Source organism: Streptomyces sp. CB02923, from assembly GCF_001905005.1.
GTDB lineage: Bacteria > Actinomycetota > Actinomycetes > Streptomycetales > Streptomycetaceae > Streptomyces.
Map to the genome: position 1 here is coordinate 138,163 of NZ_LWKZ01000003.1, position 20,910 is coordinate 159,072.

22 protein-coding genes are annotated in these 20,910 nt (G+C 72.3%); 16 read left to right on the forward strand and 6 right to left on the reverse strand.

What is annotated here, in order from left to right:
• The first annotated feature begins 56 nt into the window (after positions 1 to 56).
• The 3 genes from A6A06_RS07785 to A6A06_RS07795 all read left to right on the forward strand — a co-directional run bounded on the left by A6A06_RS07785 (position 57) and on the right by A6A06_RS07795 (position 2,633).
• Complete coding sequence (locus A6A06_RS07785) at positions 57 to 644, forward strand: DUF5998 family protein (protein WP_073760421.1); 588 nt, start codon at positions 57 to 59, stop codon at positions 642 to 644.
• Positions 644 to 1,852 carry an alkaline phosphatase family protein gene (locus tag A6A06_RS07790; RefSeq protein ID WP_073760423.1) on the forward strand — a complete coding sequence of 403 codons (1,209 nt, stop codon included), beginning with the start codon at positions 644 to 646 and terminating at the stop codon, positions 1,850 to 1,852. The genes A6A06_RS07785 and A6A06_RS07790 overlap by 1 nt, the downstream gene beginning before the upstream one ends.
• Positions 1,853 to 1,979: 127 nt before the next feature.
• Positions 1,980 to 2,633, forward strand: a complete 654-nt coding sequence (locus A6A06_RS07795; RefSeq protein WP_073760425.1) for a thymidine kinase — start codon at positions 1,980 to 1,982, stop codon at positions 2,631 to 2,633.
• 65 nt (positions 2,634 to 2,698) lie between these two features.
• Here the strand turns inward: A6A06_RS07795 and A6A06_RS07800 are convergent, their stop codons facing one another.
• Positions 2,699 to 3,472, reverse strand: a complete 774-nt coding sequence (locus A6A06_RS07800; RefSeq protein WP_073760427.1) for a VOC family protein — start codon at positions 3,470 to 3,472, stop codon at positions 2,699 to 2,701.
• A 274-nt stretch (positions 3,473 to 3,746) separates the two neighbouring features.
• Here A6A06_RS07800 and A6A06_RS07805 point away from each other — a divergent pair, with 274 nt between their 5' ends.
• Complete coding sequence (locus tag A6A06_RS07805; RefSeq protein WP_199930746.1) at positions 3,747 to 4,583, forward strand: sulfurtransferase; 837 nt, start codon at positions 3,747 to 3,749, stop codon at positions 4,581 to 4,583.
• Positions 4,584 to 4,640: 57 nt separating this feature from the next.
• On the opposite strand, the gene sepH is transcribed toward A6A06_RS07805, so the two are convergent.
• A complete protein-coding gene (sepH, locus tag A6A06_RS07810; protein ID WP_073760429.1) occupies positions 4,641 to 5,717 on the reverse strand; it encodes a septation protein SepH in 1,077 nt (358 codons plus the stop codon).
• Positions 5,718 to 6,212: 495 nt separating this feature from the next.
• Between sepH and A6A06_RS07815 the strand changes: the two genes are divergently transcribed.
• Positions 6,213 to 7,352, forward strand: coding sequence for a hypothetical protein (locus A6A06_RS07815; protein ID WP_073760431.1), 1,140 nt, complete (start codon positions 6,213 to 6,215; stop codon positions 7,350 to 7,352).
• Between the two features lie 295 nt (positions 7,353 to 7,647).
• Here A6A06_RS07815 and A6A06_RS07820 read toward each other — a convergent pair whose 3' ends face one another.
• Together A6A06_RS07820 and A6A06_RS07825 are read right to left on the reverse strand one after the other, a co-directional pair.
• The gene (locus A6A06_RS07820; protein WP_079193867.1) at positions 7,648 to 9,036 is read right to left on the reverse strand and encodes a D-arabinono-1,4-lactone oxidase; all 1,389 of its coding nucleotides are present in this window, start codon (positions 9,034 to 9,036) and stop codon (positions 7,648 to 7,650) included.
• Entirely contained in the window at positions 8,927 to 10,240 is a 1,314-nt protein-coding gene (locus A6A06_RS07825) for an MFS transporter (RefSeq protein WP_073760435.1), read from the reverse strand. The genes A6A06_RS07820 and A6A06_RS07825 overlap by 110 nt, the downstream gene beginning before the upstream one ends.
• Before the next feature lie 143 nt (positions 10,241 to 10,383).
• On the opposite strand from A6A06_RS07825, the gene A6A06_RS07830 reads away from it, so the two are divergent.
• A complete protein-coding gene (locus A6A06_RS07830) occupies positions 10,384 to 11,574 on the forward strand; it encodes a ferrochelatase (protein WP_073760437.1) in 1,191 nt (396 codons plus the stop codon).
• Between the two features lie 88 nt (positions 11,575 to 11,662).
• Positions 11,663 to 12,463: an inositol monophosphatase family protein gene (locus A6A06_RS07835; protein ID WP_073760439.1), complete on the forward strand. Its 801-nt coding sequence runs from the start codon at positions 11,663 to 11,665 to the stop codon at positions 12,461 to 12,463.
• A 79-nt stretch (positions 12,464 to 12,542) separates the two neighbouring features.
• Here the strand turns inward: A6A06_RS07835 and A6A06_RS41505 are convergent, their stop codons facing one another.
• A complete protein-coding gene (locus A6A06_RS41505; protein WP_167515092.1) occupies positions 12,543 to 12,716 on the reverse strand; it encodes a hypothetical protein in 174 nt (57 codons plus the stop codon).
• 363 nt (positions 12,717 to 13,079) lie between these two features.
• Here A6A06_RS41505 and A6A06_RS07840 point away from each other — a divergent pair, with 363 nt between their 5' ends.
• The 4 genes from A6A06_RS07840 to A6A06_RS07855 all read left to right on the forward strand — a co-directional run bounded on the left by A6A06_RS07840 (position 13,080) and on the right by A6A06_RS07855 (position 16,781).
• Positions 13,080 to 13,733 (forward strand): response regulator transcription factor, encoded by a 654-nt coding sequence (locus A6A06_RS07840; protein WP_030021221.1) that lies wholly within the window; start codon positions 13,080 to 13,082, stop codon positions 13,731 to 13,733.
• Between the two features lie 6 nt (positions 13,734 to 13,739).
• A complete protein-coding gene (locus A6A06_RS07845; protein ID WP_073760441.1) occupies positions 13,740 to 15,041 on the forward strand; it encodes a sensor histidine kinase in 1,302 nt (433 codons plus the stop codon).
• A gap of 585 nt (positions 15,042 to 15,626) precedes the next feature.
• Positions 15,627 to 15,929: a DUF4193 domain-containing protein gene (locus tag A6A06_RS07850; protein ID WP_003982531.1), complete on the forward strand. Its 303-nt coding sequence runs from the start codon at positions 15,627 to 15,629 to the stop codon at positions 15,927 to 15,929.
• Positions 15,930 to 15,944: 15 nt separating this feature from the next.
• Entirely contained in the window at positions 15,945 to 16,781 is an 837-nt protein-coding gene (locus A6A06_RS07855) for a hypothetical protein (protein WP_443333722.1), read from the forward strand.
• A gap of 109 nt (positions 16,782 to 16,890) precedes the next feature.
• Here A6A06_RS07855 and A6A06_RS07860 read toward each other — a convergent pair whose 3' ends face one another.
• On the reverse strand, positions 16,891 to 17,334 hold the full coding sequence (locus A6A06_RS07860) for a DUF3093 domain-containing protein (RefSeq protein WP_073760445.1): 444 nt from the start codon (positions 17,332 to 17,334) through the stop codon (positions 16,891 to 16,893).
• A gap of 58 nt (positions 17,335 to 17,392) precedes the next feature.
• On the opposite strand from A6A06_RS07860, the gene A6A06_RS07865 reads away from it, so the two are divergent.
• From A6A06_RS07865 to kdpF, 5 genes are all read left to right on the forward strand, one after another.
• The gene (locus A6A06_RS07865; RefSeq protein WP_073760447.1) at positions 17,393 to 17,986 is read left to right on the forward strand and encodes a PaaI family thioesterase; all 594 of its coding nucleotides are present in this window, start codon (positions 17,393 to 17,395) and stop codon (positions 17,984 to 17,986) included.
• A complete protein-coding gene (gene dut, locus A6A06_RS07870) occupies positions 17,983 to 18,504 on the forward strand; it encodes a dUTP diphosphatase (protein WP_073760449.1) in 522 nt (173 codons plus the stop codon). Before A6A06_RS07865 ends, dut begins: the two co-directional genes overlap by 4 nt.
• Before the next feature lies 1 nt (position 18,505).
• Positions 18,506 to 19,282, forward strand: a complete 777-nt coding sequence (locus A6A06_RS07875) for a DUF3710 domain-containing protein (RefSeq protein ID WP_073760451.1) — start codon at positions 18,506 to 18,508, stop codon at positions 19,280 to 19,282.
• Positions 19,283 to 19,465: 183 nt separating this feature from the next.
• Positions 19,466 to 20,494: a hypothetical protein gene (locus tag A6A06_RS07880; protein WP_199930747.1), complete on the forward strand. Its 1,029-nt coding sequence runs from the start codon at positions 19,466 to 19,468 to the stop codon at positions 20,492 to 20,494.
• Positions 20,495 to 20,820: 326 nt separating this feature from the next.
• Positions 20,821 to 20,910, forward strand: a complete 90-nt coding sequence (gene kdpF / locus A6A06_RS07885; protein ID WP_073760453.1) for a K(+)-transporting ATPase subunit F — start codon at positions 20,821 to 20,823, stop codon at positions 20,908 to 20,910.

Sequence of the window (20,910 nt, forward strand, 5' to 3'; positions counted from 1 at the left end):
CCCGGACCCGGGCTCTCCGACCCGCCCCGGCCGGTACGCCCCGTAAGATGGGGCGCATGGCTAAGACCGGTACGACGACCCAAGGGCTGCGCGCGGCGATCGAGCGCAGCGGCTATTACCCGGCCCTGGTGGCCGAGGCGGTGCAGGCCGCGGTCGGCGGCGAGCCGGTGGTGTCGTACTTGGTCCACCAGGAGACGACCTTCGACGCCAACGAGGTCCGCCGCCACGTCACGGTCCTGGTCCTGACCGGCACCCGCTTCATCGTCAGCCACACCGACGAGCAGTCCGCCGACGACACCTCCCCCTCGCCGTACGCGACGACCTCCACCGAGTCCGTGAAGCTCGGCCGGATCTCCTCCGTCGTGCTCAGCCGGGTGGTCGCCAACCCCGAGTCCTACACCCCGGGCCGGCTGCCCCGCGAGGTCGTCCTGACCATCGGCTGGGGCGCCGTAGCCCGTCTGGACCTGGAGCCCGCCACCTGCGGCGACCCCAACTGCGAGGCCGACCACGGCTACACCGGCTCCTCGACGGCCGACGACCTGTCGCTGCGCGTCAGCGAGGCCGGCGACGGCCCGGACACCGTCCGGCAGACCCTCGCCTTCGCCCAGTCGCTGTCCGAGGCCACCGCGGCCACCACCCGCTGATGGCACACGCCGTCCCCGCCTGGCCGGAACCGGAACCCCTCGACCTCACCGGCGCGCCGGTGCCCGCGTACGGCACCGGCTCGCTCGCCGACCTGCTGCCCACCATCACCGCAGGCCAGGGCCTGACCCTGCCCGGCGCCGGGCAGGCGGGCGGGCCGGGCATGGCCCTGGACCCCGCCGACCGCGTCTGCGTCTTCCTCATCGACGGCCTCGGCTGGGAACTGCTGCGCGACCACCCGGACGAGGCGCCGTTCCTGACGTCCCTTCTGGACAGCTCGTTCAACCGCACCGGCCGCCCGATCACCGCCGGCTTCCCGGCCACCACCGCCGCCTCGCTCGCCTCCGTCGGCACCGGCCTGCCGCCGGGCGAGCACGGCCTGGCCGGCTACACCTGCCTGAACCCGGACACCGGCGAGCTGATGAACCAGCTGCGCTGGTACCCGTGGTCCGACCCGTACGCCTGGCAGCCGTACCCGACCGTCTTCCAGCGGGCGCACGCCGCCGGGATCCACACCTGCCAGGTCTCCTCGCCGAACTTCGAGCGCACCCCGCTCACCGACGTCGCGCTCAGCGGCGGCACGTTCCACGGCCGGCTCGCCGGCGAGGAGCGCATGGACCTGGCGGCCGAGCAGCTCGCCGCCGGTGACCGGTCGCTGGTCTACACGTACTACGCCGAGGTGGACGGTGCCGGGCACCGCTACGGCACCGACTCCGACGCCTGGCGCGGCCAGCTGATGTACGTCGACCGCCTCGCCCAGCGCCTCGCCGAGCAACTGCCGCCGCGCAGCGCCCTGTACGTCACCGCCGACCACGGCATGATCGACATCCCGTTCGGTCCGGAGTCCCGCATCGACTTCGACGAGGACTGGGAACTGCGCGCCGGTGTGCGGCTGCTGGGCGGCGAGGGGCGCGCGCGGCATCTGTACGCACACCCCGGCGCGGCCGGAGACGTGCTCGCGGTATGGCGCGAGGTGGTCGGGGAAGACATGTGGGTGGCGGGCCGTGACGAGGCCATCGCCGCCGGCTGGTTCGGCCCCCGGGTCGACGACCGGGTCCGGGCCCGTATCGGCGACGTCGTCGCCGCCGCGCACACCGACATGGTGATCGTGGCGAGCGAGAGGGAGCCGCGCGAGTCCGCGATGGTCGGTATGCACGGCTCGATGACCCCGGCCGAACAGCTCGTACCGCTCCTCGAAGTCCGTACCTGACCCCGTACCCCGCCGTGCACCCGAGCCCGGCCCCGCACGCCCCGCCCCCGCCGCCCGGCGAGCGCACCCCACGCGCGCTCCCGGCCGTCCCCCACTCGATACGAGCCCGAAAGGCCCGCGTTCTCCCATGCCCGAGCTGGTGTTCTTCTCCGGAACGATGGACTGCGGAAAGAGCACCCTCGCTCTGCAGATCGAGCACAACCGCTCGGCCCGCGGCCTGCAAGGAATGATCTACACACGCGACGACCGGGCGGGCCGCGGCAAGCTCTCCTCCCGCCTCGGACTGGTCACCGAGGCCGTCGAGGCGACGGACGAGATGGACTTCTACGCCCACATCGTCGCCGCCCTGAGCTCCGGCGGCCGGGTCGACTACGTCATCGCCGACGAGGCGCAGTTCCTCGCCCCGGACCAGATCGACCAGCTCGCCCGCGTCGTCGACGACCTGGAACTGGACGTCTTCGCCTTCGGCATCAGCACCGACTTCCGCAGCAAGCTCTTCCCCGGCTCGCAGCGCCTGGTCGAACTGGCCGACCGCATAGAGGTCCTCCAGGTCGAGGCCCTGTGCTGGTGCGGCGCCCGCGCCACGCACAACGCCCGCACCCTCGACGGCCAGATGGTCGTCGAGGGCGCGCAGGTCGTCATCGGCGACGTGCAGAGCGCGCCCGCCGAGGTCGGCTACGAGGTGCTCTGCCGCCGCCATCACCGGCGCCGCCAGACCTCCGCCGCCGCCCATGCGGCAGCCCTCTCCCCGGACGTCCTGCCGGTGTACGCCGCCGAGTAGCGCCCGGTCCGCCGGAGGGCGCGCCGCGCTCGGCAGCACGGCGCGCGCCCCCGCCGGACGGCTGCTCAGCCCGGCTGCTGGAGTACGGCGAACACCGCCCCCTCGGGGTCGGCGACCTTCGCCACCCGCCCGTATGCGGAGTCCCAGGCCGCCTCGACCTCCTGGCCGCCCAGTTCCGCCACGCGCCGCACCGCGGCATCGGTGTCCGAGACGGCGAAGTACGTCACCCAGTGCGGCCCCAGCTCCCGCGGCAGCGCGTCGCCCACGCCGTGCACGCCCGCCACCGGCTGCCCCTTCAGATGCAGCGTCAGGTAGTCGGGGACGGTGGCCTCCGGCCGGGTCTCGTAGCCGAACACCGCCTCGTAGAAAGCGGTCACTCCCGTCTCCCGGGTCACCAGCTCGTTCCACACCGGCGCCCCGGGCACGCCGACCAGCGCCGCGCCGACCATCTCCTTGCCCTGCCACAGCCCGAAGACCGAGCCCTGCGGGTCCGAGGCGATGGCCATCCGCCCCGCCTCGTCGTCCGCGTCCAGCGGTCCGACGGCGACCGTGCCGCCGCAGCCGCGGATCTGCTCGGCGGCCGCGTCGGCGTCGTCACTCGCCAGGTACGTCGTCCAGGCGACCCGCAGGTGACGGTCGGGCGCCAGTTCCCCGATCCCGGCCACCTCCCGCCCGTGGAGATACGCCCGGACGTACGGACCGAAGTGCTGCGGCCCCGGTTTGAACTCCCAGCCGAACAGCGCACTGTAGAACTGCTCTGTCGCGGCCAGGTCGTGCACCATGAGACTCACCCAGCAAGGCGCGCCGGGCGTCCGCCGAGTCGTTGCCTCGGTCGTCATCGTCACTCTCTCCTCGGACCATCGGGGTGGTGGCCGTGCGGGGACCGGGCGCGAGTGCGCCGTCCCGTGCAGATGCTCGCACCACCTCATCCGCTGCGCGCCCCGGCCGCGCCGTCTTCGGCGCGTTCCCATGGGAGAATGCCCGATTTGATGTTTCGCACCCGTTTCGGTGATGTTGCCGTTCGTGGACGCGCGGCATCCGGCCCTGGGGAAGGCCGTCGCCGCCATGGACACCGCCTTCAGCACGGGCCCGCCCTGCGCGAGGATGAGCCCCATGAATGTCACCATCACCGCCGCCGGGCTGGCCGACGAACTGGCCTCCGGGAACCCGCCGGTCCTTCTCGACGTCCGCTACCGGCTCGGCGGCCCGCCCGGCCGCCCCGACTACGAGGCCGGGCACGTACCCGGCGCCGTCTACGTGGACATGGACGGCGAACTCGCGGCGCCCGCGGGCCCGGCCGGCCGCCATCCGCTGCCGGACCTCGACGCGTTCGCCGCGACCATGCGCCGGGCCGGGGTATCGGCGGACGCGCCGGTCGTCGTGTACGACGGCGGACAGGGGTGGTCGGCGGCCCGCGCCTGGTGGCTGCTGCGCTACACCGGACACGCCTCGGTACGGGTCCTGGACGGCGGGCTGGCCGCCTGGACCGCGTCCGGCGGCGGGCTCAGCACCGACGTACCGTCGCCGAAGGGCGGCGACTTCACCGCGGTGCCCGGCGCGCTGCCACTGCTGACGGCGGACGAGGCCGCGGCCCTGGCCCGGCGCGGTGTCCTGCTGGACGCACGGGCCGGTGAGCGCTACCGCGGCGAGGTGGAGCCCATCGACCGCGTCGCCGGGCACATCCCGGGCGCGCTGTCCGCGCCGACGACGGAGAACCTCACCGCCGACGGCACGTTCCTGCCGCCCCCGGAGCTGGCCGCGCGCTTCGGCGCCCTCGGAGCCACCGCCGACACCGAGGTCGGGGTCTACTGCGGTTCGGGCGTCTCGGCCGCGCAGGAGGTGCTGGCCCTGGCTGTGGCGGGGGTTCCCGCGGCCCTGTACGTGGGTTCCTGGAGCGAGTGGTCCGCCGATCCGGCGCGTCCGGTGGCCACCGGCGCGCAGGCGGGCTGAGAGCGGCCTGCGGACGGCCGGGCGGCATCCCGTGCCGCTCGGCCGTGTGCGCCGGAGCTACTCCGGTTTCTTGCGCCGCGTCCCGAAGACGATCTCGTCCCAGCTCGGTACGGCGGCGCGCCGCCCCGGCCGTACACCGTCGGCCTCGGCCTGCCGGTCGGTGGTCCCCGTGAGGCGGTCCCGGTGGCCGGCCACCGCCCGTGGCATGAGCACGTCGGCGTAGGCCGATCCCGCGCCCGCGCTGGCCGCCGGAGCGGCCGGCTCCTCCAGCTCCTCGTCCTCGACGGACTCCTCCTGCGGGGGCGCCTTCGGAGCCTCCGGTACGACCATGTCGCCCCGGAAGCTGGGCACCGCCTCCAGGAGGCTGGTGAGCGAGTCGCGCTCGCGTTCGCCGGAGCCGTCCTCGGCCCGCGCCTGCTCGTCGTCCTCGCCGCCCGTACGGTCCCGATCCCGGTCGCGGTCCCGGTCCTGGGACGTCTGACGGTCCAGGGCACGGTCCAGCGGCCGGTCGCGCGGCAGCCGCGCGATGCGCGGTACGAACGGGAAGCTGGGCTCCGGGGTGTCGTCGGTCTCGCCGATCAGCGCCCGCGCCTCGTCGTCGACGGCCTGGACGAGGCGCCGCGGCGGGTCGTAGGTCCAGCTCGCGGAGTGCGGCTCGGCCGCGACGCGGTAGACCAGCAGGACTTCCCAGGTGCCGTCGTCGCGCCGCCAGGAGTCCCACTGCACGGAGTCCTTGTCGGCGCCGCGCAGCAGCAGCCGCTCCGCGACGGCCTCGCCGAGCTGCGGGCCGGTGTTCTCCCCGGGGCGGCGCACGGGCGTCTTACGGGCCCGCTCGGCCATGAAGGCGCGCTCGGCGAGCACCGGGCCCTCGAAGCGGCGTACCCGGTCGACCGGGATGCCGGCGAGCTGGGCGACCTCCTCGGCGGAGGCACCGGCCCTTATACGCGCCTGGATGTCCCGGGGGCGCAGGTGGCTCTCGACCTCGATCTCGATCTGGCCGAGCCGCGCGCGGTCGTTGCGGACCGCGGCGCGCAGCCGTTCGTCGATCGGAAGCGTGTACTCGGTGCTGTCCGCAGCTTTGAGCACCAGCCGTGTGCCGTCGTTGGAGACGGCCACGACACGCAGTTCGGGCATGGGGACCTCCCGGGTGGTGCCTGCCGACGTCACGTGCGTCGCTGCTTCCGCTAGTCGAGTGTGGCCTGCCCGGGTGCAGCCTGCCACAACATTGCCGAGTTACCCGGCGTGTCGAGGCTTGGCCCAGAAACGCCGTTATGACACGGTTACCTGTTCGCAACGCTCAGTGACCATGTCCTGTTCCTGCTCCCAGTCACCCGTGTCCGGTGGCGGCACCCGGGGGTTGAGTGCCACCTTTCGGCCCCTTCCCGTATCCGGGCAGCCGGACGGGATTCCGGGGCCAGGGCTCGCCACAGTACTCCATTCGGGCCACTGAGGTGGACCGCCGCGCCGCCGAAGTTCTCGTACGCCAAGGGAGTTGGTCGCCTTGTCGATCTCTCTACACCGCGTGACGGGTGGCGAGGTTCACAGAATCCGCAGAATCGGAACTACCGGCTTCGCCCATAGGTCACTTGTCCGTGCAAGATGGATCGAAGGGGCGATCAAAGGCTGGAGATGGACAACAAAAGCGATACCGACACGAAAAACAAGGGGAAACGGCTCGACCTGAGCGTTCCTCAGGTCGCCGGCAGTGCCCTGGCGGCCGCGGTCGCCGCGTTTCTCGCCGGCAAGCTCGGCGTGTACGGGACCATCATCGGCGCGGGTGTGGTGAGTGTCGTGGCCACGACCGGCGGCTCGGTCTTCCAGCATCTCTTCCGGCGGACCGGCGAGCAGCTCAAGGAAGCCGCGACCGTCGGCACCCGGCCGAAGCCGCGCCGGTCCTCGGTGTCCCGCAGACCGCCGGACGCCGCATCCGGCACCGGCATGGTGCTGCCCACCTTCGACCGGCAGGGCGCGGAGGACGAGATCACGTCCGTCGCGGCCAAGGACCGGGACCCGGCCGGGGACGCCGACCGTACGCAGCTGCTGCCGCAGGCCGGGGACCCGGACCGTACGCAGCTGCTGCCGCAGGCCGACGCGGCGCGCGGTCCCGGGGCGGATGCCGGGGCCACCGACAAGACGCAGCTGGTGCCGCGCCTCGACGACCGGACCATGGCACTGGGGCAGGCACGCCCCGACCACCCGCCGGCCGGCGCCACCGCGGTGCCGCGCCGGGCCGACGAGGTCAGCACCGCCACGTACGGCACCCGGCTGCGCGGCTGGAAGCGGCCGGGGCTCGCCGCGCTGGCGATCTTCGTGCTGTCGATGGGCGCCGTCACCTGCGTCGAGCTGCTCACCGGGCAGGACGCGGCGGGCGGCACGGGCACCTCGGTGGGCAACGTCTTCCGGGGCAACGGGCACAAGTCCGAGCCGCAGGCCCCGCCCGTCACGGACTCGCCGTCTCCCGGGACCTCCCACGGCGACGGCACGACGGGCAGCACCGGCGGCACTCCGTCGCCCGGCCCCAGCGGCTCCACCGGCACCGGCGACGGCAGCTCCACCGGCGGTACGGGAAAGCCGTCCACGCCGCCGCCGAGCCCGGACGCGAGCCGGAGCGGCAAGCCCACGCCGCCGCCGAGCCCGCAGCCGTCGAAGTCCGGCGGCAACACCGGTGACGACACCGGCAAGGGCGGTGACGACTCCAAGGGCGATTCCGGCGACGGGAAGAAGCAGGAGCCCGGCGGACAGCAGGCACCGGACCCGAAATCCCCGTGAACGCGGGACGGAAATCCGCACCCGTGCGGGACGTAATGCCGTCCCGCACGGGGACCTAATCCCCTTAACCGGCGCGGCATTTCCCTCCTTCGTGCGGACCGAATCCCATTCGGCCCGGGAGAACGGGCCGGGCCGCCCCGCGCGGACGGTCAACGGACCGGCCCGGACCCGGCGCACAGCCGGGTCCGGGCCGTTTTGCCGCGGCCCGCGGGCCCGCCGGGCCTTCATCCCTGCGGGACGTTGGGCCGAATGGGCGTTTCAGCCGTCCGGGCGGTCCTGCGGACCGGCCCCGGCCTCATGAGCCCAGCACGCGCCGCAGGTAGGCATTGGTGAACAGGCGCTCCGGGTCCAGCCGGTCGCGCAGCGCGGCGAACTCGCCGAATTGCGGATAGACCCCGGACAGGTACGCGGCGTCACGGCTGTGCAGCTTCCCCCAGTGCGGCCGCCCGCCGTGCGCCGTCATGATCCGCTCGGCCGCGGTGAAGTACGCCCGGTACGGCGTGCCCCGGTACATGTGCACGGCGATGTAGGCGGTGTCCCGCCCGGAAGCGGTGGACAGCGGGATGTCGTCGGCCGGCGCGGTCCGCACCTCCACCGGGAAGCTCACCCGGAAGTCCGAGCGCTCCATCAGCTCCCGCAGCTCCCGCAGCGCCTCGACGGCGGCGTCCCGTGGCAGCGCGTACTCCATCTCCACGAAGCGCACCCGGCGGGGGCTGGTGAAGACCTTGTACGGGATGTCGGTGTACGTACGGGCCGACAGCGCGCGGCTGGAGAGCCGGGCGATGCCCGGAACGGTGGCGGGCACCGCGCGGCCGACGGCGCACGCGGCGCGGAAGACCCCGTTGGAGATCAGCTCGTCGTCGATCCAGCCGCTGACCCGGCCGAGCGGGGCGGCGGGGCCCTGGCTGCGGTTGTTGCGCTTGGTGCTGCAGTTGCCGGTGTGCGGGAACCAGTAGAACTCGAAGTGCTCGTTCTCGGCGACGAGCTGGTCGAACTCGGCCGTCACCCGGGCGAAGGACATCGGCTCCTCCCGGGCCGACAGCCAGAACTGCGGCTCCACGGCGAAGGTGACGGACGTGATCACGCCCAGGGCGCCCAGCCCCACCCGGGCCGCCGCGAAGATCTCCGGATGTTCCGTGGCGGAGCAGGTGCGCACCGAGCCGTCGGCGGTGACCAGTTCGAGCGCGGTGATCTGGGCGGCGATGGACGCCGAGTCGCGGCCGGTGCCGTGGGTGCCGGTGCTCGCCGCCCCGGAGACCGTCTGCTCCATGATGTCGCCCATGTTGGCCAGCGACAGGCCGTGCGAGGCGAGGACCCGGTTGAGATGTTCGAGCGTGGTGCCGGCGGCCACGGTCACCGTGCCGGCGGCGCGGTCCACCTCCCGTATGCCCCTCAGGCGCTCGGGCCGTATCAGCAGCCCGTCGGTGGCGGCGGCCGCGGTGAAGGAGTGGCCGGTGCCGGCCGCCTTGACCGTCAGCCCGTCGGCCGCCGCCGCGCGCACCGCCGCGGCCAGTTCGCCGGTGGAGGCCGGCGAGACGCTCCGGGCCGGCGTCACGGCGACGGTGCCCGCCCAGTTACGCCAGGCCGGCCGGGGTGTGGTCCCCCGGACCGCCCGCACCGTGCGGATCGCCCTTGCCCGTGCGGTCGTCCTGTTCCCGCCGGTCGTCCTGTGTGCCTCGGCCATCTGCGCCCGTCCCCTCACGCTGCGGCGCCGGCCGCAGCCGGCGGTATCCGAGGAACGCCACCGCCGCCGCGAGCGCCCCCGCCACGGCCGGCACCAGGTAGCCGCGCCCGGCCCCGGCCGCGTCCACCACCCACCCGGCGGCCGACGAGCCGAGCGCCACCCCGACCGCGAGCCCGGTGCTGGTCCAGGTCATGCCCTCGGTCAGGTTCGCGCGCGGTACGTGCTGCTCGACGAGGGCCATGGTGGTCACCATCGTCGGCGCGATGGACAGGCCCGCGAAGAAGAGCGCCACGGCCAGCAACGGAAGGTTCCCGACCAGTTGGAGCGGGATCATACTCACGGCCATCGCACATACGCCCACCACCCACCGCCGGGCGGCCGGGCCCTTGAAATGGATCATCCCGAAGACCACGCCGGCGGCGCACGAACCGAGCGCGTAGGTCGCCAGCACCAGGCTGGCGGCGCCCTGGTGGCCCTCCTCCTTGGCGAACGCCAGCGTCACCACGTCGGTCGCGCCGAAGATCGCGCCGGTCGCCACGAACGTGACCACCAGCACCTGGAGGCCGCGCGAGCGCAACGCCGATCCCTTGGTGTGGTGTTCGCGCGGATGCGGCGCCGGCTCGGTCGCGCGCTGCGCCGTCAGCCAGAAGACCCCCGCCACCAGGAAGACCGTCGCGAGCAGCGGGCCCGCTTCGGGGAACCAGGAGGTGGACAGGCCTATGGAGAGGATCGGCCCGACGATGAAGCACGCCTCGTCGACTATGGACTCCCACGAGTAGGCGGCGTGCAGCAGGCGCGGTGAGCTGGGGTGGACGGCCGCCCAGCGGGCCCGGACCATCGACCCGACGCTCGGCACGCAGCCCGCGCAGGCCGTGAAGACGAACAGCGTCCAGTCCGGCCAGCCCTGCTGCGCGCTCACCAGCAGCCCGGCCATGGCGGCCGCCGAGACCAGCGTCACCGGGCGCAGCACCCGGCGCTGGCCGTGCCGGTCCACCAGCCGGGAGACCTGCGGGCTGAGCACCGCCGAGGACATCGCGACCGTCGCCGCCAGGGCGCCGGCGAGGCCGTACCGGCCGGTCATCAGGGAGACCATGGTGACGATGCCGATACTGCTCATCGACAGCGTCATCCGGCCCAGGAACCCGGCCGCGGTGAACGACTTGGTGCCGGGCGTGTGGAAGAGCGCGCGGTACGGGCTTGGCATGGGGGCTCCGCCGGTGAAGAGCCGACGCCGGGGGAACCCGGAGGTCGGTAAGGTATGTCTGGGGCCGAGACAGCTTACGCAAGGGTTCCGCGTGGCCGCCTCCGGTTTTCCGGCTGTCAGTGGCTGGTGGCAGGATCGAAGACATGCCCGAACAGTGCGATCCGCCCCTTTCAACCGCCGGGGGGACCCCCGGTCCCTACGACGCCCTGCTGCTGCTGTCCTTCGGCGGCCCCGAAGGCCCGGACGACGTCGTCCCCTTCCTGGAGAACGTCACCCGCGGCCGCGGCATCCCCCGCGAGCGGCTGAAGGAGGTCGGGCAGCACTACTTCCTGTTCGGCGGCGTCAGCCCGATCAACGCGCAGAACAGAGAGCTGCTGGACGCCCTGCGCAAAGACTTCGCCGAAAACGGCCTGAACCTGCCGGTCTACTGGGGCAACCGCAACTGGGCCCCGTACCTGACCGACACGCTGCGCGAGATGGTCCGCGACGGCCGCCGCCGCATCGCCGTCCTGGCCACGAGCGCCTACGCCTCCTACTCGGGCTGCCGCCAGTACCGCGAGAACCTCGCCGACGCGCTGGCCACCCTCCGGGCCGACGGCCTGCCGGTGCCGCAGGTGGACAAGCTCCGCCACTACTTCAACCACGAGGGCTTCGTCCGCCCCATGGTCGACGGCGTCCTCGCCTCCCTCGCCGAGCTGCCCGCCGACGTCCGCGACGGCGCGCACATCGCCTTCACCACCCACTCCATCCCGACCGCCGCGGCCGACACCTCCGGCCGCCCGGAGGACCACACCGACGACAGCAGGGCCGGCGAGGGCGGTGCGTACGTCGCCCAGCACCTGGACGTGGCCCGGGTGATCGCGGCGGCGGTCCGCGAGGAGACCGGCGTCGACCACCCGTGGCAGCTGGTCTACCAGTCCCGCAGCGGCGCCCCGCACATCCCGTGGCTGGAGCCGGACATCTGCGACCACCTCGAAGAGGTGCACCGTGCGGGCGTCCCCGCGGTCGTCATGGCGCCCATCGGCTTCGTCTCGGACCACATGGAGGTCAAGTACGACCTCGACACCGAAGCCACCGCCAAGGCCGCCGAGCTGGGCCTGCCGGTGGCCCGCTCCGCCACCGTCGGCGCCGACCCGCGCTTCGCCGCGGCCGTCCGCGATCTGGTCCTGGAGCGCGCCGCCGCCGAGCAGGGCCGCGCCCCGGCGCGCTGCGCCCTCGGCGCGCTGGGCCCGAGCCACGACCTGTGCCCGGTCGGCTGCTGCCCGGCCCGCGCCCCGCGCCCGGCCGCCGCGGGCGCGGACTGGACGGGCCCGGTGGCCGGAGTCCAGGGGTAGCCCGGCTCGCCCCGTAACGAGATCCCCGACGGCGGCGCAGCCGCCCCGCAGGCCGTCACGACCCCGGCCCGTACGAGCAAGGAGCACCGTGTCCGATCCGCTGCAGGACGAACTTCTCGACCTCGCCCTGGAGGCCGCCCGCCGCGCCGGCGAGCTGCTGCGCGACGGCCGCCCCGCCGACCTCGGCGTGGCCGCCACGAAAACCAGCCCCATCGACGTCGTCACCGAGATGGACATCGCCAGCGAGAAGCTGATCACCGGCTTCCTCGCCGAGCACCGCCCGGCCGACGGTTTCCTGGGGGAGGAGGGCGCCAGCGTCGCGGGCAGCAGCGGGGTGCGCTGGGTCATCGACCCGGTCGACGGCACGGTCAACTACCTGTACGGGCTGCCCTCCTGGGCCGTGTCCATCGCCGCCGAGAAGGACGGCGAGGCCGTCGTCGGTGTCGTCGCGGCGCCGATGCGCGGCGAGACGTACCACGCCGTCCTGGGCGGCGGCGCGTTCCGCAACGGGGAGCCGGTCCACTGCCGCCCCGCGCCGCCGCTGTCCCAGGCCCTGATCGGTACGGGCTTCGCCTACCTCAGCGAGCGCCGCGCGGCCCAGGCCGAGGTGCTGCGCACCCTGCTGCCGCAGGTCCGCGACATCCGCCGCGGCGGCTCGGCCGCGATCGACCTGTGCGATGTCGCCTGCGGCCGGCTCGACGGCTACTACGAGCGCGGGCTGAACCCGTGGGACATGGCGGCAGGTGCCCTGATCGCCCGCGAGTCCGGCGCGCTCACCGGCGGCCGCCCCGGCGAGCCCGCTTCGAACGACCTGGCCGTGGCCGCCTCCCCGGAGGTGTTCAGGGTCCTTCAGCCCCTGCTGGAGGAGCTGGGCGCCTGGCACGACTGAGGGCCCGCCCCCGACGCGACAGCGCCCCGGACCCGAGGAAGGGTCCGGGGCGCTGCCGTCGTGCGTGGCCGGGAGGCGGTCAGGCGCTGGCTGCGGTGACCTGCACGCCGTGCTCGGAAGCAAGGCGCTGCAGATCCTCCAGCTCGGCCTGTTCCACCTCGACGAGGAAGTCGTCGCCCGACTCGCGGGCCCGGTCCAGATCGGCTTCGGTGTTCCGTATGCGCTGCAGAATGCCTGCGGTGAACGCGTCCATGGTGCGCCCCCTCGTCGTGGGTCGGTGGCACGGGGGTGTGCCGACGGGCGGGGCGATCACGGCGTGGTCCCTGCGATGGATCAGAGCGCGGCATGGCGCCGTACAGGGCGTGATCGCGGGTGTGCAGACGTCCTCCCCATGGGCAACCTCACGGAAACCTCAACAGGCACGGGAATTCGAAAACCGCCCGGAGGGACCCATTCCGGGACCTGCGGCTCCCCGGCCCAAGACCACGGGAAGCGCCGCCGCAGGGCGCCACCCACCCCTCTTACAGCCGGTTTACAGCTGTTCGGGGCAGGATGGAGGGACTCCGAGTTTGCCGTGCCCCGGAACTTTCCAGGGCTGTGAGGAAGGATTTGCGACGTGCGTGTTCTCGTCGTCGAGGACGAGCAGCTGCTCGCCGATGCGGTGGCCACCGGACTGCGCCGGGAGGCCATGGCCGTCGACGTGGTGTACGACGGCGCGGCCGCGCTGGAACGCATCGAGATCAACGACTACGACGTGGTGGTCCTGGACCGGGACCTCCCGCTGGTGCACGGCGACGACGTCTGCCGCAAGATCGTCGAGCTGGGGATGCCCACCCGGGTCCTGATGCTCACCGCCTCTGGTGACGTCAGCGACCGCGTCGAGGGCCTGGAGATCGGCGCGGACGACTACCTGCCCAAGCCCTTCGCCTTCACCGAGCTGACCGCCCGCGTGCGGGCCCTGGGGCGCCGTACGACGGTCGCCCTGCCGCCCGTCCTGGAGCGGGCCGGCATCAAGCTGGACCCGAACCGCCGCGAGGTCTTCCGCGACGGCAAGGAGGTCCAGCTCGCGCCGAAGGAGTTCGCGGTGCTGGAGGTGCTGATGCGCAGCGAGGGCACGGTCGTCTCGGCCGAGCAGCTGCTGGAGAAGGCGTGGGACGAGAACACCGACCCCTTCACCAACGTCGTCCGGGTCACGGTCATGACCCTGCGCCGCAAACTGGGCGAGCCCGCGGTGATCGTCACGGTGCCGGGTTCGGGTTACCGGATCTGATCGACGATGCCCGCTTCGTCCAAGGCGCCCACCCCGCCGCCCACCACCCCGCCCATGCCCACCTGGGACCCAAAACCGGTCAACGTACGGCCCTTCCCCTGGCTGCGCCCCACCATCCGGATACGGCTCACGCTGCTGTACGGCGGCATGTTCCTGATGGCCGGCATCGTGCTGCTCACGATCATCTACATGCTGGCCGCCAACGCGCTGCAGGAAGGCAGCGAACTGCCCGTCAAGATCCTCCGGGGCAATTTCGCGGCCACCAGCAACGTCTGCGACCTGCCCAGCCAGACCTCCGGGGAGATCTTCACCCAGGCGATCCAGAGCTGCCTCCAGCACCAGCGGGCGCAGGCCCTGAACACCCTGCTCAACCGCTCCCTGCTGGCGCTGCTCGGCCTGACCGTCGTCGCGTTCGCCTTCGGGTACGCGATGGCCGGGCGGGTCCTGTCGCCGCTGGGCCGCATCACCCGGACCGCGCAGCGGGTGGCCGGTTCGGACCTGCACCGCCGGATCGAGCTGGGCGGCCCGGACGACGAGCTCAAGGAGCTGGCCGACACCTTCGACGAGATGCTCGACCGGCTGGACCGGGCCTTCGAGTCGCAGCGCCGCTTCGTCGCCAACGCCTCGCACGAGCTGCGCACGCCGCTGGCGATCAACCGCACGCTGCTGGAGGTCCAGCTCGCCGACCCCGGAGCCTCGGCGGAGCTGACACAGCTGGGCAAGACGCTGCTGGCGACCAACGAGCGCAGCGAGCAGCTGGTCGAGGGACTGCTGCTGCTCGCCCGCAGCGAGAACAAGATCGTCGACAAGAAGCCGGTCGACCTGGCCGAGGTGGCCTCGCAGGCCGTCGAGCAGACCCGTACCGAGGCCCAGGCCAAGGGCGTGGAGATCCGCGGCGCACGCCAGCAGGCGTTCGTCCAGGGCAACGGCGTCCTGCTGGAACGTATTGCGCTCAATCTCGTACAGAACGCTGTGCGCTACAACGTGCCGCAAGAGGGGCAGCGCGAAGCGCTTCCGGTGGAGGGTGGTGGTGGGCGACGGGTGGGCTGGGTGGAGGTGACCACGGAGCTGCAGCAGGGCTGTGCGGTGCTGGTGGTCTCCAACACCGGTCCGGCGGTCCCGGCCTACGAGGTGGAAAACCTTTTCGAGCCGTTCAGGCGCCTGCGTACCGAACGCACCGGCAGTGACAAGGGCGTCGGCCTCGGCCTGTCCATCGTGCGGTCCGTGGTGCGTGCACACGACGGCAGCATCACGGCGACGCCCCGGGAGGGCGGCGGCCTGGAGATGCGGGTCGTCCTGCCCCTGTGAGGGCCGTGGACGGAGCCGCGGGCGGTTGAGGACCGCGGACGGAGCCGCGGGCGGATGAGGGCCGCGGGCGGGGGCCACGGCCTCCCGTTCGCGGCTCCGCCCGTTCCGGTGTCCTTTTTGACCCGGGACCCCACCTCTTGGCACTCTTGGTCGCCCTCCGCACGCCGGCCACCCCGGCTTGACGTGACGGCGGGCGGCCATGGATCCTTCGCCGAGTTCGCTTTGCGCTGAATTCTTACGGTCCGCCTGACGGCCCGTCCGTGTGTGATCCCTCACAGGCGCGAGATTCGAGCCACCCACTCTCCGTGATCGGAATGGTCGCCGGAAGGCCGGGAAAATCCGGGTTTCCGGGGCCCTTGATCACGGGAAGTACACGTGATGGCGTGCGCGAGGTGCGACATTCGGACCGTGTACGGTCCTGATCGCCATCCAAACCGATCACCTCTTCAGGGGTGCGGTTGGGTGTCGATTGAGTAACAGACCTTGATGTGAGGCAAAATCTCCGCCTCAGGTCGGGCACAAGTCCGGCCTCTCACGCGTTACGTGCGCTGGAGACACCGCAGACACCCAGAGGGGGAGAGCGACATGGCTACGGATTACGACACCCCACGCAAGACAGATGACGACCTCAACGAGGACAGCATCGAAGAACTGAAGTCGCGGCGGAACGACAAGTCCGCCTCGGCCGTCGACGTCGACGAGTTCGAGCAGGCCGAGGGCCTGGAACTGCCCGGCGCCGATCTTTCCAACGAAGAACTCGCCGTCCGGGTGCTGCCCAAGCAGCAGGACGAGTTCACGTGCATGAGCTGCTTCCTGGTCCACCACCGCAGCCAGCTGGCCGCCGAGGACAAGAACGGCCAGCCGATCTGCCGCGACTGCGCGGCCTGAGGACCGGTCGACGCCGTGACAGGCGTGAACCCGTTCCGTAAGGGACGCAAGGGCGAGAAAGGCCCGGCGGCCGGCGCACGATCACGCGACGAAAACGCGCCCGTGCCCGCCGACCCGACCGCCCTGCCCGCGGAGCGGACGACCGATGCACTGGAAGAGCGAGGCCGTGCGGCCTCGCTCGCGGCGGCAGTGGGCCGCGGCACCAGAAAAGGCCGTACGGGCGCCCGCAAGGGGCTGACGGCCGTCGCCGAGCGCATCATCGAGAACGCTCCGCGGATCCCGGTCCGCGACCTGGCGACGCTGCGCCGGCAGTTTCCCGGCCTGACCCCCGAGGAACTGGCCGACAAGCTGATCTCCGGTGCCACGCGGGGCACCGCCACCGTGGGCGCGGGGGTGGGCGCGGCGGCGATGCTGCCGGTGCCGCCCGCCATGCCGGCCGAGCTCGCCGCCGAGATCGTCGGGGTGGCCTCCGTGGAGATCAAGCTCATCGCCGAGCTCCACGAGGTCTACGGCCTGCGTCCCCCGGGACAGCTCAGGCAGCGCGCCACCGCCTACCTCACGTCCTGGACCGAGGAACGCGGCATCGACGTCACCAAGCCCACGACGGTCAACGCGGCGCTGGGCGGCCAGATGAAGCGCGAGCTGCGCCAGCAGATCATGAAGCGCACGCTGCGCAACCTGCCGAACCTGACGCCGTTCATGGTCGGCGCCGCGGTCGGCGCGCTCATGAACCGGCGGGACACCAGGAAACTCGCGGACAAGATCCGCAAGGACCTGCGCGCCCGGCAGGTGCCGTGGGACGCCCTGCCGGACACCATGTCGGCGGCGCTGTCGCCGGGAAACGGCCACTGAGCGTCCGCCGAGGCCCACCGCCCCGCCGGACGTCCGCCACACACCCCCGGGAAGGCCGCTGTGCCGCCCGACGGCGCCCTGGCCGCCAGGCAAGCCCCCGCAGGGCGTTTCAGGCCCGTACGGCCGCCAGTGCGGCCACCAGGCCCTCCGGGTCGCGGGTCGAGAGATACGCGTACGGAGTCGGGTCCGCCGGGTCCGTGATCTCCACCCGCACCGCGGTACGGACGTAGCTGCGCAGCAGCATGAAGGCGCGGGTGTCGGCCTTGTGCGTACGCCAGGCCACCGCCTCCTCCGCGTCCAGCGCCCGCGCCTCGCCCAGCGCCGCGACCGGGATCCGGGCGTCGCCCGCGATCAGCGAGTCGCCCACCACACGGATGCGTACGGAGCCGTACGAGCTGACCGCCACGGCGGACAGCGCCGCGCCGCCGATCAGACCGCCGAGCATCGGCAGCGTCCCCAGCGGGAGCAGCATCAGGGCGCAGGCCACGCCGATCAGGCCCGCTATCACCCACCAGGAGCGGGGCGCGGTGAGGCGTTCTTCGTACGACTGCATGGCCCCAGCTTGGCACGGCGGCGCGGGCCGGTTACGCGCGCGGGTAGGGTCTGCACTCGTGAGTGGAACCGACAAGGCCCCGACGCGGCTGACGCCACCGGCCGACGCCGTCGCCCCGGTGCGGCACCCCGACGCCCCCGCGCCCGGAGAACTCCTCGGCGCGCACTACGACCACTGCTTCGGATGCGGCGCGGGACAGTCCCACGGCCTGCAGCTGCAGGCCCGCGCCGAGGACGGCGTCCGGGTGACCGCCGAGTTCACGGTCAAGGAGGCCCACCAGGGCGCCCCCGGCCTCGCCCACGGCGGTGTGCTGGCCACCGCCCTGGACGAGACACTGGGCTCGCTGAACTGGCTGCTGCGGGTGATCGCGGTGACCGGCCGCCTGGAGACCGACTTCCTGCGGCCCGTACCGGTCGGCACGGTGCTGCACCTGGACGCGGAGATAACCGCCGTGCACCGCCGGAAGATCTACTCGACGGCGGTGGGCCGCATCGGCGGGCCCGACGGCCCGGTCGCGGTGCGCGCCGACGCCGTCTTCGTGGAGGTCAAGGTCGACCACTTCATCGACAACGGACGGCCGGCCGAGATCCAGGCCGCCATGGCCGATCCGGACCAGGTCAGACGAGCTCGTGCTTTTGAGGTGAACCCGTGAGTCAGGTACGCAATCCGGTGGATGTGCTGATCCGGCGTCTGGACCCGGAGGTGCCGCTGCCCGCCTACGGCCACCCCGGCGACGCGGGCGCCGACCTGGTGACCACCGAGGCGGCGGAACTCGCGCCGGGGGAGCGGGCGGTGCTCCCCACCGGAGTCTCCATCGCCCTGCCCGACGGGTACGCGGCGTTCGTGCACCCCCGCTCGGGCCTGGCCGCCCGGTGCGGACTGGCGCTCGTGAATGCCCCCGGGACGGTGGATGCCGGGTACCGTGGGGAAATCAAGGTGATCGTGGTCAATCTGGACCCGCGCGACAGCGTGCGGTTCGAGAGATTCGACCGGATCGCCCAACTGGTCGTCCAGCAGGTCGAGAAGGTGCGCTTCCACGAGGTGGCGGAACTTCCCGGCTCGGCGCGGGCCGAGGGGGGATTCGGTTCCACCGGCGGTCATGCGGCGGTGGACGGCTCCACGGGTGGGAATGGATACGCATCGGTCGGTGCCGACCGGGAAGGACAGTGACGTGTTCGGACGTCGCAAGAAGAACGAGGCTCCCGCGGAGTCGGCAGTGGAAACCGCCGACGAGACGGCCTCGGACGCAACCTCCGCGGACGAGACGGCCGGGCCCGGCGAGGAGGAGCGGCGGCTGAACCTGCCTCCGGCTCCCCGGCCCGACGGTCCCTGGGACCTCTCCGAGGTCACGGACGCCGCCGAGGGGCGGGTGGACCTGGGCGGCATGTTCGTCCCCGGTGTCGAGGGCATGGAACTGCGCGTGGAGGTCGCCGGTGACGCGATCGTCGCGGCGACCGTGGTCCTCCAGGACAGCGCCGTGCAGCTCCAGGCGTTCGCCGCTCCCAAGAAGGAGGGCATCTGGGGCGAGGTCCGCGAGGAGATCGGCGTCGGGATCACCCAGCAGGGCGGCGTCATCGACGAGATCGAGGGCCCGCTGGGCTGGGAACTGCGCGCGCAGGTCCCCGTACAGCTCCCGGACGGGACCAACGGCGTCCAGGTCGTGCGCTTCGTCGGCGTCGACGGCCCGCGCTGGTTCCTGCGCGGCGTCATCTCCGGCCAGGGCGCGGTCCAGCCCGAGGCCGCCGGCATCCTGGAGCACATCTTCAAGGACACGGTGGTCGTCCGCGGCGAGTCCCCCATGGCCCCCCGCGACCCCATCGTCCTGAAGCTCCCCGACGACGCCCAGATGGTCCCCGACGGCGTCCAGCAGGAGCCCGCGGAAACCTCCCGCTTCGGCGGCGGCGTCGAACGCCTGGAACGCGGCCCGGAAATCACCGAAATCCGCTGACGCGCGGCGTCGGCTGACGCCTCCTCACTTCGCTCCCGTGACCGAACCGGTCGCGGGAGCGAAGTGCGTTACCGGGCCGCGGCAACTCCTCGCGCGGCAGACCGCCCGGCTGTGCCAGGCTTCCCCCTGTTCCAGGGCGGTTCGTGCCCGCCCTCCAGACCATGAACCGGAGGAAGCGCTTCCGTGCGCGTTCTTATATCGCCGTCCTATGGGAGTTCAGCGACACGTCGCCACTGGGCCGACACCGTCGACCAGCCCGTTACCTTCACCGACGACAGGTACGTCCACGCACTGAGTGCCGAGCAGCGTGCCCGGTTGCAGACCGTCCACCCGGACGGCACGGCGTGCTTCTGGGGCGCGGTGCCCACGCACGACACGAAGATGCGTGACGTCGTGCCTGGTGACATCGTGTTCTTCACCGGGCAGGGCCGGGTGCGGGCGGTGGCCGAGGTCGGGGTGATCTTCCGCAACGCCGAACTGGCCGATCTCTTATGGCCCCCGGAACCGGGCGGTCCCAGCTGGCACACCGTCTACACCCTGCTGGACCTGGTCGAGGCGGACATCCCGTACTCCGAACTGAACGCCGTTCTCGGCTACCGGCCCCACCACAACTACCCGGGACAGATGGTCCTGCGCGGCGACAAGGCGCAGTCGGTGCTGGACGAGTTCATGATCACTTCAGGCCTGTTCTTCAGCCGTGCCTGTGCCGAACCGGCCCGCGCGCCGGACACGGGCTCCCAGGAAGCCGTCCGCCGGGCCGCGGCGGAAGAGATGCGCACCTCGAAGACCTCGTACCGGCGGACCGGACGGCTCATCGTCGTCGATCGCCGGGAAGCCCGGCTCGTGGCCGCCTTCAAGGAGCATCTCGCATCCTGCGGACGGGAGCCGGCCGACCGCTTCTACTGCCCGTCGGGTGTCAGCGACCTCTACCTTGAGGATGTCGAGGGCGCCGAGCTCATAGAGGCCAAGAGCACGGCTTCGCACTACTGCGTACGCCAGGCGCTCGGCCAACTGCTGGACTACGCGCCGTACTGCCCTGCGCCGCCCGACCGGCTGAGTGCGCTGCTTCCGGCCCCGCCGGCGCGTGCGGATCTCGCTCTCCTGCACCGTTACGGAATCGACTGCGTGCACCGTGACACCTCGGGCGCCTTCGTGCGGGCCGAGGCTCCGGCGGAGCGCCGAGAGCTGATGCGGGCGGTCTGGTCCTCCTGAGGCCGGTCGCCGCGTCCGGGCCTCCCCGAGGGCGCCTCGGCGGCTCGAAACCCGCGTATCGATGGGCCATATCCCCTTGTGAAGGGATGCGGCCCATCGGCGTTTCCGCAGGTCAGGTCGGTAAGCGTATGAGAATCGTCAACGGGACGCTAATGGCCGTAAGGGAGGCGTCAACGGTGGTCGGAATCGGTCAGGTTGGGGGTTTGCTCTAAGGGTCCGTTTCACCGAACCCACTAGGAGCACACGATGGCCGACGTGGCCTTCGTCGTCACCACGCTCGCGGTTTTCGCGCTGGTGGCTCTCGTCGCCAAGGGGGTGACGAAGCTGTGACCGTCGAGAACGTCGTCGGGCTGATCGTCGCTGTCGCCCTGCTCGGCTACCTGGTCCTCGCCCTCGTCTTCCCGGAGAGGTTCTGA